Origin of the sequence: Micromonospora yasonensis (genome assembly GCF_026013475.1) — a bacterium.
Taxonomy (GTDB): domain Bacteria; phylum Actinomycetota; class Actinomycetes; order Mycobacteriales; family Micromonosporaceae; genus Micromonospora; species Micromonospora yasonensis.
The window spans coordinates 1-12,835 of record NZ_JAPDPH010000200.1 but is presented as its reverse complement, the minus strand read 5'-3'; the positions used below and the strand labels follow the sequence as shown (position 1 = coordinate 12,835).

General features: G+C 74.8%; 10 protein-coding genes. 1 reads left to right on the top strand and 9 read right to left on the bottom strand.

Going from position 1 to position 12,835, the window contains the following annotated elements; translation table 11 throughout:
- Positions 1–763: helix-turn-helix domain-containing protein (locus ONA70_RS28690; protein ID WP_265009609.1), on the top strand; the 763-nt coding region annotated here is incomplete at its 5' end.
- Between the two features lie 115 nt (positions 764–878).
- Here ONA70_RS28690 and gatA read toward each other — a convergent pair.
- The 9 genes from gatA to ONA70_RS28645 all read right to left on the bottom strand — a co-directional run bounded on the left by gatA (position 879) and on the right by ONA70_RS28645 (position 12,623).
- A complete protein-coding gene (gatA, locus tag ONA70_RS28685; protein ID WP_265009608.1) occupies positions 879–2,354 on the bottom strand; it encodes an Asp-tRNA(Asn)/Glu-tRNA(Gln) amidotransferase subunit GatA in 1,476 nt (491 codons plus the stop codon).
- Complete coding sequence (gatC, locus tag ONA70_RS28680; RefSeq protein WP_091190253.1) at positions 2,351–2,656, bottom strand: Asp-tRNA(Asn)/Glu-tRNA(Gln) amidotransferase subunit GatC; 306 nt, start codon at positions 2,654–2,656, stop codon at positions 2,351–2,353. The genes gatA and gatC overlap by 4 nt, the downstream gene beginning before the upstream one ends.
- Positions 2,657–2,812: 156 nt before the next feature.
- Positions 2,813–5,323 (bottom strand): putative bifunctional diguanylate cyclase/phosphodiesterase, encoded by a 2,511-nt coding sequence (locus ONA70_RS28675; RefSeq protein WP_265009607.1) that lies wholly within the window; start codon positions 5,321–5,323, stop codon positions 2,813–2,815.
- 169 nt (positions 5,324–5,492) lie between these two features.
- Complete coding sequence (gene ligA / locus ONA70_RS28670) at positions 5,493–7,628, bottom strand: NAD-dependent DNA ligase LigA (protein ID WP_265009606.1); 2,136 nt, start codon at positions 7,626–7,628, stop codon at positions 5,493–5,495.
- 65 nt (positions 7,629–7,693) lie between these two features.
- A complete protein-coding gene (locus ONA70_RS28665; RefSeq protein WP_265009605.1) occupies positions 7,694–8,707 on the bottom strand; it encodes an ADP-ribosylglycohydrolase family protein in 1,014 nt (337 codons plus the stop codon).
- Positions 8,708–8,747: 40 nt separating this feature from the next.
- Positions 8,748–9,116 carry a VOC family protein gene (locus ONA70_RS28660; protein ID WP_265009604.1) on the bottom strand — a complete coding sequence of 123 codons (369 nt, stop codon included), beginning with the start codon at positions 9,114–9,116 and terminating at the stop codon, positions 8,748–8,750.
- 36 nt (positions 9,117–9,152) lie between these two features.
- A complete protein-coding gene (locus ONA70_RS28655; RefSeq protein ID WP_265009603.1) occupies positions 9,153–10,157 on the bottom strand; it encodes a methionine synthase in 1,005 nt (334 codons plus the stop codon).
- A gap of 180 nt (positions 10,158–10,337) precedes the next feature.
- A complete protein-coding gene (gene mnmA / locus ONA70_RS28650; protein ID WP_265009602.1) occupies positions 10,338–11,411 on the bottom strand; it encodes a tRNA 2-thiouridine(34) synthase MnmA in 1,074 nt (357 codons plus the stop codon).
- A 36-nt stretch (positions 11,412–11,447) separates the two neighbouring features.
- A complete protein-coding gene (locus ONA70_RS28645) occupies positions 11,448–12,623 on the bottom strand; it encodes a cysteine desulfurase family protein (RefSeq protein WP_265009601.1) in 1,176 nt (391 codons plus the stop codon).
- Positions 12,624–12,835 lie beyond the last annotated feature (212 nt).

The following is a 12,835-nucleotide window of genomic DNA, read 5'->3' as shown; positions in this document are numbered from 1 at the left end:
CCGCCCCGACGTCGCCGTGAACGCCCTGGTCGTCCGCCGCACCGAGGAGTTCACCGCGGCCCGCCGAGCCGCCGAGCGGATCGCGGAGGAGTTCCCGCCGGAGCTGCACACCAGCCCGGACGAGCTGCTCGAGATCGTCACCGGCCGGGCCGCCGTGGAGGCCCAGTTCGTCCAGCTCACCCACGGGGTGACCGGCGAGCTGCTGGTCCTCGACCGCCCGCCGTACGCACAGGAGGTGGCCTCCGCGAACGTGTCCGAGAATGAACTGCTCGCCCGGGCAGCCAGCGTACGCGGGATCTACGCGCCGGAGGCGTTCGAGCTGCCGGGCGCCTTCGAGCAGGCGATGGCGTCCGTGGCGGCCGGGGAACAGGCCCGGGTGCACACCGACGTGCCGCTGAAGTTGGCCATCGGCGACCGCTCGGTGGCGCTGCTGCCGCTGGCCAGCGAGCGGGCCGTGGACGCGGCGCTGGTGATCCGCGCGCCGCTGGTGGTGTCGGCGCTGGTGAAGCTCTTCGAGATGCTGTGGGCGCAGGCCACGCCGCTGCCGGCCTGGGACCCGGAGCGGTCCACGACCGCGGGCGACGAACTGGACCTGCGGCTGCTGGGGCTGCTCGCCACCGGCCTGAAGGACGAAGCCATCGCCCGGGAACTCGGGGTGAGCGTACGCACCCTGGGCCGCCGCTCGTCCGCCCTGCTGACCGCCCTCGGCGCCCGTACCCGCTTCCAGGCCGGGTTGCAGGCCGGGCGCCGCGGCCTGGCCTGAACCGGCGACGCCCGGCTCGGGACGGGCAATGTCCTGGTCGGCGTGGAAGCCGTTCGCGTCGGTCAGCCGGACGCCCGGCGTCGCGGGGCGGCCGAGGGGCCGCCCCGCGGGCGGGTCAGAGTGCCGGTGGGGTGAACGAGCCGACCGTGGATTCCAGCGCGGCGGCGACCCGGTACATCCGGTCGTCGGCCATCGTCGGCGCCATGACCTGGAGACCGACCGGGAGCCCCTCGGAGAGGCCGCACGGGACCGAGATGGCCGGCCCGCCGTACAGGTTGGTCGGGATGGTGAACAGGTCGGCCAGGTACATCTGGTACGGGTCGGCGGTGCGCGCCCCGATCGGGAAGGCCACGAACGGCGTGGTCGGCGAGATCAGCGCGTCGACCTGCTCGAACGCGGCGGTGAAGTCCCGCGTGATCAGGGTCCGTACCTTCTGCGCCTGGCCGTAGTAGGCGTCGTAGTAGCCCGAGGAGAGGGCGTACGTGCCGATCATGATGCGCCGCTTCACCTCGGGGCCGAAGCCGGCCTCGCGGGTCAGCGACATGACCTCCTCCAGCGACCGGTTGCCGTCGTCGCCGACCCGCAGGCCGAACCGGACGCCGTCGAACCGGGCCAGGTTGGACGAGCACTCGCTCGGCGCGATCAGGTAGTAGGCCGGCAGCGCGTACCGGAAGTGCGGGCAGGACAGCTCGACGATCTCGGCGCCCAGCTTGGCCAGCGCCTCGACCGACTCGCGGAAGGCGGCCATCACGCCCGGCTCGGCGCCCTCGCCGGTGAACTCGGTGATCACGCCGAGCTTCATCCCGGTCAGGTCACCGGTCGCGCCGAGCCTCGCCGCGCCGACCACGTCCGGCACCGGGGCCGGAATGGAGGTGGAGTCGCGCGGGTCGTGACCGGCGATCACCTGGTGCAGCAGCGCGGCGTCCAGCACCGTACGCGCGCACGGGCCGGGGGTGTCCAGCGACGAGGAGAACGCCACCAGGCCGTACCGGGAGGTGCCGCCGTAGGTGGGCTTCGCGCCCACGGTGCCGGTGACCGCCCCGGGCTGGCGGATCGAACCGCCGGTGTCCGAGCCGATCGACAGCGGCGCCTCGTACGCGGCCAGAGCCGCCGCGCTGCCACCGCCGGAGCCGCCCGGGATGCGGTCCAGGTTCCACGGGTTCCGGGTCGGACCGTACGCGGAGTATTCGGTGGAGGAGCCCATGGCGAACTCGTCCATGTTGGTCTTGCCGAGCATCACCGTGCCGGCGGCCCGCAGCCGCTCGACGACGGTCGAGTCGTACGGCGGGCGCCAGCCCTCAAGGATCTTCGACCCGACGGTGGTCGGCACGCCCTTGGTGGTGAGCACGTCCTTCACCGCGACCGGCACGCCGGCCAGCGGGCCCAGGTCCTCGCCGGCGGCCCGGCGCTCGTCCACGCCGCGGGCGGCGGCCAGCGCGCCCTCGGTGTCGACGTACAGGAACGCGTTGACCCGGTCGTCGACGGCGGCGATCCGGTCCAGGTGGGCCTGGGTCACCTCGACGGCCGAGGTCTCGCCCCCGGCCACCAGGCCGGCGATCTCCGCCGCGCTCAGTCTGGTCAGGTCGGTCATGAAGCCACATCCTCGTCCAGGATCCGCGGGACGCGGAACCGCTGCTCCTCGGCGTCGGGCGCGCCCGACAGCGCCTCCTGCGGGGTCAGTCCGGGCACCACCACGTCCTCGCGGAGGACGTTGGTCAGCGGCACCGAGTGGGACGTCGGCGGGATGTCCGCCGCGGCGACCTCGCCGACCTGGGCGACCGACTGGAGGATCACGTCCAGCTGGCCGGCGAAGGTGTCCAACTCCTCCTCGGTGACGGCGAGCCGCGACAGTCGCGCGAGGTGCGCGACCTCCTCGCGGGAGATGGCGGCCATCGGGTGCCCCCTTCGTGGCTGTCCTGCTGCGTCTGCGGTGTGCCGGCCGCGCGCTCGACGGCGCCGATGACGCGCGGTGACCGGAGCGAGTCTATTGTCCCGCCGTCGCCCCGACGCTCCCGACTCCCCCGGCGGCGTATCCGCCGGGCGGTCCGGTCACCGGCCGGGGTGGTGCGCCCCGTCGCCGTCGGCGGTCACCGTGGGGCGGACCGGGCGGTACCGGGACAGCCAGGTGGCCAGTTCCTGGGCCGGCATCGGCCGGGCGTGGAACCAGCCCTGCGCCACATCGCAGCCGGCCGCGTGCAGCAACCGCCAGGTGCGTTCGTCCTCCACGCCCTCGGCCACCACCCGCAGCCCGAGCGCCCCGGCCAGCTCGATCATCGACCGGACGATCGCCGCGTCGTCCGGGTCCTCGGCCATCCCGAGGACGAACGACCGGTCCACCTTCACCTCGGACAGCGGCAGCCGGCGCAGGTGCTGCAGGGACGAGTAACCGGTGCCGAAGTCGTCCAGCGCGATGCCGACGCCGATCCGGTGCAGGTGGGAGATGCTGGCCAGCACCCGCCTCGGGTCGGCCATCAGGGCGCCCTCGGTGATCTCCACCTGGAGCCGGTCCGGGTGGACGCCGTACCGGGCCAGCCGGTCGGCGATCTGGTCGGCGATCTCCCCGGTGTGCAGGTCACGGACGCTGACGTTGAGCGCGGCGCGCAGCGTGATCCCGGCCGCCGACCACTTCGCCACCTGCTCCATTACGTCGTCCACCACCCGGCGGGTGAGCAGCCGCATCACCGCGCTCTGCTCGGCGATCTGGATCAGCTCCCCCGGGTCGACCATGCCCCGGCGCGGGTGCCGCCAGCGCAGCAGCGCCTCCACCCCGACGACCTCGCCGGTCGCGATGGCGATCTGCGGCTGGTAGTACATGGTGATCTCGCCCGGGTCCCCGGCCGGGTCGTCCGCCCCGCCGGTCGCCCGCGTTCCGCCGCGCGGCTCCGGGTGGCGTTCGCTCGCGCCGGCTGGTCCGTCCGCGCCGGTCGTGCCCACCGCCCCCGCCGGGCCCGTGGCCTCCGCCGGGCCCTCGGGCGCGAGTGCGCGGGCGGCCCGGCGGCGGATCGGGTCGGCACCGGTGACGATCCGGTTGATCAGCTCGTCGTCGGGGTGCACCTCGACCCGCTCGCGTCGCCGGCGCAGCCAGCGCCGCCCCGCGGCGTCGCCGGGGCGTACCGCGTCACCCCGGCTCCCGTTGCGGGGCACCACGTCACTCCGGCCGGCACGGGCCGGCCCGGCCAGCGCGGGGGCGGGCGCGAGGACCGCGCCGTCGCTGCCGCGCACCCCGGCGGGGGGCTCCTCGACCGACGCGATCGGCGTGGCCTCCAGCACCCGGCGCAGGTCGGCCAGGAGGCTGAGCCGCTCGGCCGAGTTGTGGTCGGACTCGGCCGCGTACACGGCGACGGTGTCGTTGCGGTGCTTGGCGTCGTACATGGCCACGTCGGCGTGGCGCATCAGGGTGGCGAAGTCCTCGCCGTGCTCGGGGAAGATCGCGACGCCGATCGAGCCGCCGACGTCCAGCGGCAGCCCGTCCAGCGGGACCGGCTCGGCGAGCGCGGCGACCACCCGGTCGGCCAGCTCGCGGGCGCCGTCGACGCCGGTGAGCCGGGGTACCACGATCGCGAACTCGTCGCCGCCGAGGCGGGCCAGCAGCTGGCGCTCGGTCACCACGTCGGCCAGCCGGGCGCTCACCTCGACCAGCAGCCGGTCCCCCACCGCGTGCCCGAGGGCGTCGTTGACGTGCTTGAACCGGTCCAGGTCGAGCAGCAGCAGGGCCAGGTGGGCGTCCGGCTCGCCGCGGGCCGCCCGCTCGGCGTGCAGGTGCACCTGCTCGGCCACCTCGGTCAGCAGCGCCTTGCGGTTGGGCAGGCCGGTGAGCGGGTCGAGCGCGGCCAACTGCTCCCGCTCGGCGGAGAGCCGGGCCATCCGGTAGACGGCGAAGAGCGGCACCAGCACCAGCGGGATCAGCGCGGCGCTGGCCCGGGCGGCGGCCACCAGCACCGGGGCCAGCAGCAGCAGCGAGCCGGTGGAGAGCAGCTCGTACGCCAGTCCGAGCCGGACGCTGGGCCACCACCGGTCGCCGAAGCGCAGCCGGATCGCGGAGCTGACCAGCGCGTAGTTCACCACGAACCAGGCCGCGACGGCGGCGAACACCACCGCCACGTCCCTGCCGTGCAGCCGCCCGCCGCCGAACAGGTGGCCGGGCCCGAGCCGGGTGACCGCGTACGCGGCCGCGAGCGCGCACGCGTACTGAGCGGCGTTGAAGCCGGTGCGCCAGAGGGCGTACCTCATCCGCCAGCCGGACACCGCGACCGCCACGGCCTGCACGGCGACGGCCGGGCCGAGCCCCCAGCCGAGCAGGATCGCGAAGGTGAAGCAGGTCGACGGGAAGACCGCCGAGGTCTCCCGGCGGCCGGGGGGCACGAACGGCCGGGCGTCGCAGGCGACGGCGAGCGCGGCCATGGTCCAGAACGCCAGCGGCAGGTCGGCCAGCCGGGCGGGCAACCCGGCCAGCGGCCCGGCGGAGAACACCACGGCGAGCACGCCGACCGCCACGACGAAGCCGTAGAACGACGTCGCCCGTTCGGGCGGGACGGAGTTTCGCGGATCGGCGGTCTCCATCGCGCACCTCCCGGGACAGCCGCGGCGCGCGTCGTTCACCCGCCGCACGCCAATGAAACGCCCTAGATGCCGATTTCCCCGACAGGACAGTCACGAATCGGTCGTAGTCGTAATTAACTTGGTATACGCCGCGACCATGGCGCTTGGCGGTTCGGAACGCCCCGGGGGCTCAGCCCGCGAGGCCGGCCACCTCCCGGGCCGCGTCCGGGCCGGACTCCAGCAGCACCCGGAAGCCGTCCTCGTCGAGGACCGGCAGCTTGAGGCTGGCCGCCTTGTCGGCCTTGGAACCCGGGTTGTCGCCGACGACCACGAAGCTGGTCTTCTTGGACACCGACCCGGTGACCTTGCCGCCCCGGCTCTGGATCGCCTCGGACGCCTGGTCACGGCTGAACCCGGCGAGCGTGCCGGTGACCACCACCGTCACCCCTTCCAGCGGACGCGGCCCCTCCTCACCGGCCTCCTCCGCCATCCGTACGCCGGCCCGCCGCCACTGCTCGACCACCTCGCGGTGCCAGTCGACGGCGAACCATTCCTTGATGCTGGCGGCGATGGTCGGGCCGACCCCGTCCACCGAGGACAGCTCCTCCTCGCCGGCCGCCTCGATCGCGTCGATCGAACGGAAGTGCCGGGCGAGGGCCTGCGCCGCGGTCGGGCCGACGTGTCGGATGGAGAGCGCGACGAGCACCCGCCACAGGTCACGCTCCTTGGCCACGGCCAGGTTGTCCAGCAGCTTGGTGGCGTTGCTGCCGAGGGTGCCGTCCTTGTTGACGAAGAACGGCGAGCGGGCGAGCTGCTCGGCGTCCAACTGGAACAGGTCGCCCTCGTTGGTGATGATCTGCCCGTCCAGCAACGCGCCCGCGCTCTTCTCACCGAGCGCCTCGATGTCGAGCACCTTGCGGCCGGCCAGGTAGAAGACCCGTTCGCGGATCTGGCCCGGGCAGTAACGCGCGTTGGGGCAGCGGATGTCGACGTCGGCCTCCTTGGCCGGCGCGAGCGGGGTGCCGCAGGCCGGGCAGGTGGTGGGCATGACGAACGGGCGGGCGTCGGCGGGGCGCAGGTCGACCACCGGGCCGAGCACCTCGGGAATGACGTCGCCGGCCTTGCGTAGCACCACCGTGTCGCCGATCAGCACGCCCTTGCGCTCGACCTCCTGGGCGTTGTGCAGGGTGGCCAGCGCGACCGTGGAGCCGGCCACGCGGACCGGTTCGAGCACGGCGAACGGGGTGACCCGCCCGGTGCGCCCGACGTTGACGTCGATGTCGAGCAGCTTGGTGGTCACCTCCTCTGGCGGGTACTTGAAGGCGATCGCCCAGCGCGGCGCGCGGCTGGTGGAGCCGAGCCGGCCCTGGATGGAGACCGGGTCGACCTTGACCACCACGCCGTCGATCTCGTGCTCGACGTCGTGCCGGTGCTTGCCGTAATAGGCGATGAAGTCCGCCACGCCGGCCAGGTCGGGCACCACCCGCCAGCGGTCACTGGTGGGCAGCCCCCACGCCTTCAGCGCCGCGTACGACTCCGACTGCGCGGCCGGCTGGAAGCCCCGGCGGGCGCCGATGCCGTGCACCACCAGGCGCAGCGGACGGGAGGCGGTGACCCGCGGGTCCTTCTGCCGCAGGCTGCCGGCGGCCGCGTTGCGCGGGTTGGCGAACGGGGCCTTGCCCTGCTCGACCAGGCCGGCGTTGAGGTCGGCGAAGGCGGCGACCGGGAAGTAGATCTCGCCGCGTACCTCGAGCAACTCCGGTACGTCCGGGAAGTCGTCGGACGCGGTGAGCCGGGACGGCACGTCCTTGATGCTGCGCACGTTCGCGGTGACGTCCTCACCGGTGCGCCCGTCGCCCCGGGTGGCGGCCCGGACCAGCCGGCCCTTCTCGTAGGTCAGGTTGATGGCCAGGCCGTCGACCTTCAGCTCGCAGAGGTAGGGCACCGGACCGCCGGCGTCCCGCTCGACCCGCTCGGCCCAGGCGGCCAGCTCCTCGTCGGCGAAGGCATTGTCCAGCGAGAGCATCCGCTCGGCGTGGGTGACCGGGGTGAAGTCGGTGGAGAAGGTGCCGCCGACCCGCTGGGTCGGCGAGTCGGGGGTGCGCAGCGCCGGGTACTCCGCCTCCAGCGCCTCCAGCTCCCGCAGCTGCTTGTCGAACTCGGCATCCGAGATGATCGGCGCGTCGAGCACGTAGTAGCGGTACTGGTGCTCGGTGAGCTCCTGGCTGAGCGTGGCGTGCCGCTCCCGCGCCTGCGGGGTCGGCTCGGCGCCCGCCGCCGCCTCCTGCGCGGGGCTGACCGCCTGGGGAACCACTTCTTCGGACACCGCTGCCGACCTCCCGTGCTCGTGCTACCCACGAACCGTAGCGGGCGGGGCTGACAATCGTCCCGTCAGTCGTGCGGGGCGGCGAGGGCGGTGAGCTGGTCGGCGTACTCGATCCGGGTGGACCAGTCGGTGGGCCAGGCGGCCATGCCGTGGGCGGCGCCGACGAAGGCGCCGGCGAGGGCCGCGATGGAATCGGAGTCGCCCGCCGTGGTGGCGCCCCGGGCCAGCGCGCCGACCGGGTCGTCCGGGTGCCACAGCGCGCAGAGCAGCGCGGTCGCCAGGGCCTCCTCGGCGATCCAGCCCTCGCCGGTGAGCCGGCACGGGTCACCGCCGTCGTCCGGGCGGGCCAGCGCCGCGTCGAGCCGGCCGAGCACCCGCAGGCACTCGTCCCAGCCCCGGGCGATGAACTCCGCCGGCGTCCGCTCGTCGGAACGCTGCCACAGGTCGCCCAGCCAGTCGCCCCGGTAGACGGTGCGCTGCTCGTGAGCCCGGTCGGCGAGCAGGCCGGGCAGGTCGGCCAGGGGCGCGCCGTCGCGCAGCAGCCGGACCGCGTACGCGGTCAGCTCGCTGGCCGCCAGACCGGTGGGGTGGCCGTGGGTCAGGCCGGCCTGGAGCTGGGCCAGCCCGGCGAGGGTGTCGAGGTCGACGTCGAGCAGCCCGACCGGGGTGACCCGCATGTTGGCCCCGCACCCCTTCGAGCCGGCCACGGTGGCGTCCTGCCAGCGGGTGCCCCGGCTCAGCTCGGCGCAGGCCCGCAGGCAGGTCATCCCGGGCGCGCGGTTGTTGTCCGGGCTGATCGCCCACTCGACGAACCGTCGACGCAGCAGCGGCTCCACCGCCTCGGGCGTGTGCGCGGACGCGTCGTGCAGCGCCCAGGCGACGGCCAGCGCCATCTGAGTGTCGTCGGTGACCAGCGCCGGGTCGCCGGCCAGCTCCCGAGGGCCGGCCGGACCGTACCGCCGGACGATCTCAGTGACGGTGAGGAACTCGGTGGGCTTGCCCAGGGCGTCGCCGTAGGCGAGGCCGAAGAGTGAGCCGGAGGCGCGGCGCGGCGGGGAGTCGGTCACGGAGGTGATCATGCCCCGCCCGGGCAAGCCCCGCCGGCCGCGATCCCGCCGGTCAGTCCCAGCAGAGGCAGAACGGGTGACCGGCCGGGTCGGCGTAGACCCGGAAGCCCTCCCCCTCGCCGGGCAGCCGCCGCGCGCCCAGGGCCAGTGCCGCCTTCTCCGCCGCCTCGATGTCGTCCACCGTCACGTCGAGGTGGAACTGCTGCGGTCGGTCCGGGTCGGGCCAGTCGGGAGCACGCAGGTCGGACGCCTGCTGGAAGGCGATCCGGGGCTGGTGCCCGGGCGGGCCGCCGAGCACCACCCAGTCGTCACCGTCGGAGTTGTCCTCGATCAGCGGGAGGCCGAGCAGCTCCGCGTAGAAGCCGGCCAGCGCGCGCGGGTCGGGGCAGTCGATCACCGTGGAACGCAGCTGTCCAATCATGGCGGTCATCCTGCCCGAGGGATGCGACAGGAAACCTCACTCCTCGGACAGCCGTCGCCCGGCGTCCCGACAGGCGGTCAGGACCGCCCGGGCGTACGTGGGGGTGGCCCCGGCCAGGCCGCACGCGGGGGTGACCACGACCTGCTCGGCGAGCCGGCGGCGGGGAAAGCCGAGCCGGTCCCAGATCCGGCGTACCCGGTCGGCGACCTGGGCCGAGGTCGGCGCGCGACCGTCCGGCGGCGGCACCGTGGGCGCGGCGCCGGCCAGCAGGCCGAGCCCGGCGTCGATCGCCTCGCCGAGCGGGTCCAGGTCGGTGACCAGGCCGAGGTCGAGGGCGACGCCGACCGCCCCGGCGGCCCGGATCAGGTCCAGCGGCACGTCGGGCGCGCAGCAGTGCACCACGGTCGGCGCCCCGGCCGCCGCGATCACCTCGCGCAACAGCGCCCCGGCGACGCCGGACTCCACCGCCCGGTGGGTGCCGAAGCCGCTCTCGGTGGGCACCCGGCCGGCCAGCACGGCGGGCAGGGACGGCTCGTCGAGCTGGAGCAGCACCGACGCGCGGGGCAGCCGGCGGGCGACCGCCGCGACGTGCCCGCGCAGCCCCTCGGCGAGCGAGCCGGCGAGGTCCCGGACGGCGCCCGGGTCGCGGAGCAGCCGACCCCCGATCGGCAGTTCCAGCGACGCGGCCAGGGTGAACGGTCCGGCCGCCTGCACCTTGACCGGGCCGGCGTACTCCTCGGCCTGCTCGGCGAGCTGGTCGAGGTCGCGTTCCATCAGGTCCCGGGCGCGGCGCAGGTCCTTGCCGGGGCGCGGGGCGATCCGCCAGCGGGCCGCGTACAGCTCGATCGGCAGCTCGACGAGGAGGCCGCCGGTGCGGCCGATCAGGTCGGCGCCGGGGCCCCGGGCGGGCAACTCGGCCAGGTGCGGCAGGGCGGGCAGCTCGCCGAGCACGATGCGCTGCGCCTCGGCGATGTCGGTGCCGGGCAGCGAACCGATGCCGGTCGCCGCCCCGGCGGGCCAGGGCCAGGGCTGATCACTCACCACCGCAGACTATCCGCTGCCGGACCCGCTCCCGACGCGGACGCCCGCAGCCGGGAACGTGGGTGCGCGGACGCCTGCGCGGCGCGGCCCAGGTCGGTGGAGCATGCCCCGGGGCGGTGCTGATCAGCCGCGAGATACGGGACGCAGGCCTCGGTCGGGGCCGGCGGCGAGGCGGCGGCGTCAGCCGGTGATGGTCGCCGAGCCGAGCACCACGTCGCCGGCCGGATCCGGGCGGTAGGCCACGATCGCCTGGCCGGCGGCCACGCCACGGACCGGGCGGCGCAGCTCGGCGTGCAGCCCCTCGGCGTCCAGCGACACCGTGGCCGGCACCACGTCGCCGTGCGCCCGCAACTGCACCTCGCACTCGATCGGGGCGGTGGGCCGCGCCCCGCCGGTCCAGACCGGGCGGGTGGCGCGGACCCGGTCGACCGCCAGCGCCTCGGCCGGGCCGACGGTCACCGTGTTGGTCTTCGGCGTGATGGAGAGCACGTAACGCGGGCGGCCATCCGGGGCGGGCCGGTCCAGGTGCAGGCCGCGCCGCTGCCCGACGGTGTACTGGTAGGCGCCGGTGTGGCTGCCGACCACCGCCCCGGTGAGGGCGTCGACCACGTCGCCGGGGGCCTCGCCGAGGCGCTGGGCGAGGAAGCCGCGGGTGTCCCCGTCGGCGATGAAGCAGATGTCGTGCGAGTCGGGCTTCTCGGCCACGGCGAGGCCGCGCCGGGCGGCCTCCGCGCGCACCTCGGCCTTGGTGGAGTCGCCGAGCGGGAAGATCGACCGGTCCAGCTGCTCGCGGGTCAGCACCGCGAGGACGTACGACTGGTCCTTGGCCAGGTCGACGCTGCGCCGCAGCAGGCCGTCCGCGCCCAGCCGGGCGTGGTGGCCGGTCACCACCGCGTCGAAGCCGAGGGCCACCGCCCGGTCCAGCACCGCGGCGAACTTGATCTTCTCATTGCAGCGCAGGCACGGATTCGGGGTACGACCGGCCGCGTACTCCGCGACGAAGTCGTCCACCACGTCGGAGTGGAACCGGTCGGCCATGTCCCAGACGTAGAACGGGATGCCGATCACGTCGGCGGCCCGACGGGCATCCCGGGAATCCTCCAGGGTGCAGCAGCCCCGGGCGCCGGTGCGGTAGGTCTGCGGGTTGCGGGCCAGCGCCAGATGCACGCCGGTCACGTCGTGCCCGGCCGCCACCGCGCGCGCCGCCGCCACGGCGGAGTCCACCCCGCCCGACATCGCCGCCAGAACCCTCACCAGCTCACTCCCCTCGTCCTCACGAGGGTAGCCGGGTCAGCGGGGCGTACGGAGCGCGGCCGCGCGCCGGGCCCGCTCGACGGCGGCCGGCAGCGCGGCGATGAGCGCGTTGACGTCGGCTCCGGTGCTGGTGTGACCGAGGGTGAACCGCAGCGACGAGCGGGCCCGGTCGTCGTCGGCGCCCATGGCCAGCAGCACGTGCGAGGGCTGGGCCACCCCGGCGGAGCAGGCCGAGCCGGTCGAGCAGGCGATCCCCTGGGCGTCGAGGAGCAGCAGCAGGGCGTCCCCCTCGCAGCCCGGGAAGGAGAAGTGCGCGTTGCCGGGGAGCCGGTCGGCCGGGTCGCCGTTGAAGACCACCTCGGGGACCGCCTGCCGGACCCGCTCCACCAACTCGTCGCGCAGCGCGGCGATCCGGGCCGCGTACTCCTGCTGGCCCTTCACCGCGGCCTCCACGGCGACCGCGAAGGCCACGATTCCGGCGGTGTCCAGGGTGCCGGAGCGGACGTCCCGCTCCTGTCCGCCGCCGTGCAGCAGCGGGGTGGCGGCGACGTCCCGGGCCAGCAGCAGCGCGCCCACCCCGGCCGGCCCGCCGAGCTTGTGCCCGGTCACGGTGAGCGCGGAGACGCCGCTGGCGGCGAAATCGACCGGCACCTGGCCGACCGCCTGGATCGCGTCGGTGTGGAACGGCACTCCGTGCTCGGCGGCGACCGCGGCCAGCTCGGCCACCGGCTGGACGGTGCCCACCTCGTTGTTCGCCCACATGGCGGTGACCAGGGCCACCCGGTCGCCGTGTTCGGCCAGTTCGGCGCGGAGCCGCTCGGGGTTCAGCCGGCCGGCGGCGTCCACCGGCAGCCAGCCGACCTCGGCGCCCTCGTGCGCGACGAGCCAGTCCACCGCGTCCAGTACCGCGTGGTGCTCGACAGCGCTGGAGACCACCCGGGTCCGCTCGGCACGGGCGGCGCGGCGGGCCCAGAACACGCCCTTCACCGCGAGGTTGTCGCTCTCCGTGCCGCCCCCGGTGAAGATGACCTCGGAGGGGCGGGCGCCGAGCACGGCGGCCACCCGCTCACGGGACTCCTCCACCCGCCGCCGGGCACGCCGGCCCGCCGCGTGCAGCGACGACGCGTTCCCCACCTCACGGGCCGTGGCGACGTACGCCTCGAGTGCCTCGTCGAGCATCGGGGTCGTCGCCGCGTGATCCAGGTATGCCATCACCGCTCAGCCTAACGGCCGGCAACCGACCCGCCGCCCGCTGGACCGCCGCTACGGATCCAGGGCCCCGCGGGCGGTCCGATCGATCCCGAGGAGTACGCGAGTTCACCGCCCGGTACGCTCAGGACGGGCTCGCGCCCCTTGAACGGCTGATCGGCGGGCCGGCTCAGCTCCCCGGCCCGCCGATCAGCTCCGTCAGGCGGGATCACTTC

What these genes read in the sequence shown, in the direction of transcription:
- gatA (WP_265009608.1), bottom strand. Translation starts at nt 2,354, where the DNA reads ATGACCGACCTGACCAGACTGAGCGCGGCGGAGATCGCCGGCCTGGTG.
- gatC (WP_091190253.1), bottom strand. Translation starts at nt 2,656, where the DNA reads ATGGCCGCCATCTCCCGCGAGGAGGTCGCGCACCTCGCGCGACTGTCG.
- ONA70_RS28675 (WP_265009607.1), bottom strand. Translation starts at nt 5,323, where the DNA reads ATGGAGACCGCCGATCCGCGAAACTCCGTCCCGCCCGAACGGGCGACG.
- ONA70_RS28665 (WP_265009605.1), bottom strand. Translation starts at nt 8,707, where the DNA reads ATGATCACCTCCGTGACCGACTCCCCGCCGCGCCGCGCCTCCGGCTCA.
- ONA70_RS28660 (WP_265009604.1), bottom strand. Translation starts at nt 9,116, where the DNA reads ATGATTGGACAGCTGCGTTCCACGGTGATCGACTGCCCCGACCCGCGC.
- ONA70_RS28645 (WP_265009601.1), bottom strand. Translation starts at nt 12,623, where the DNA reads ATGGCATACCTGGATCACGCGGCGACGACCCCGATGCTCGACGAGGCA.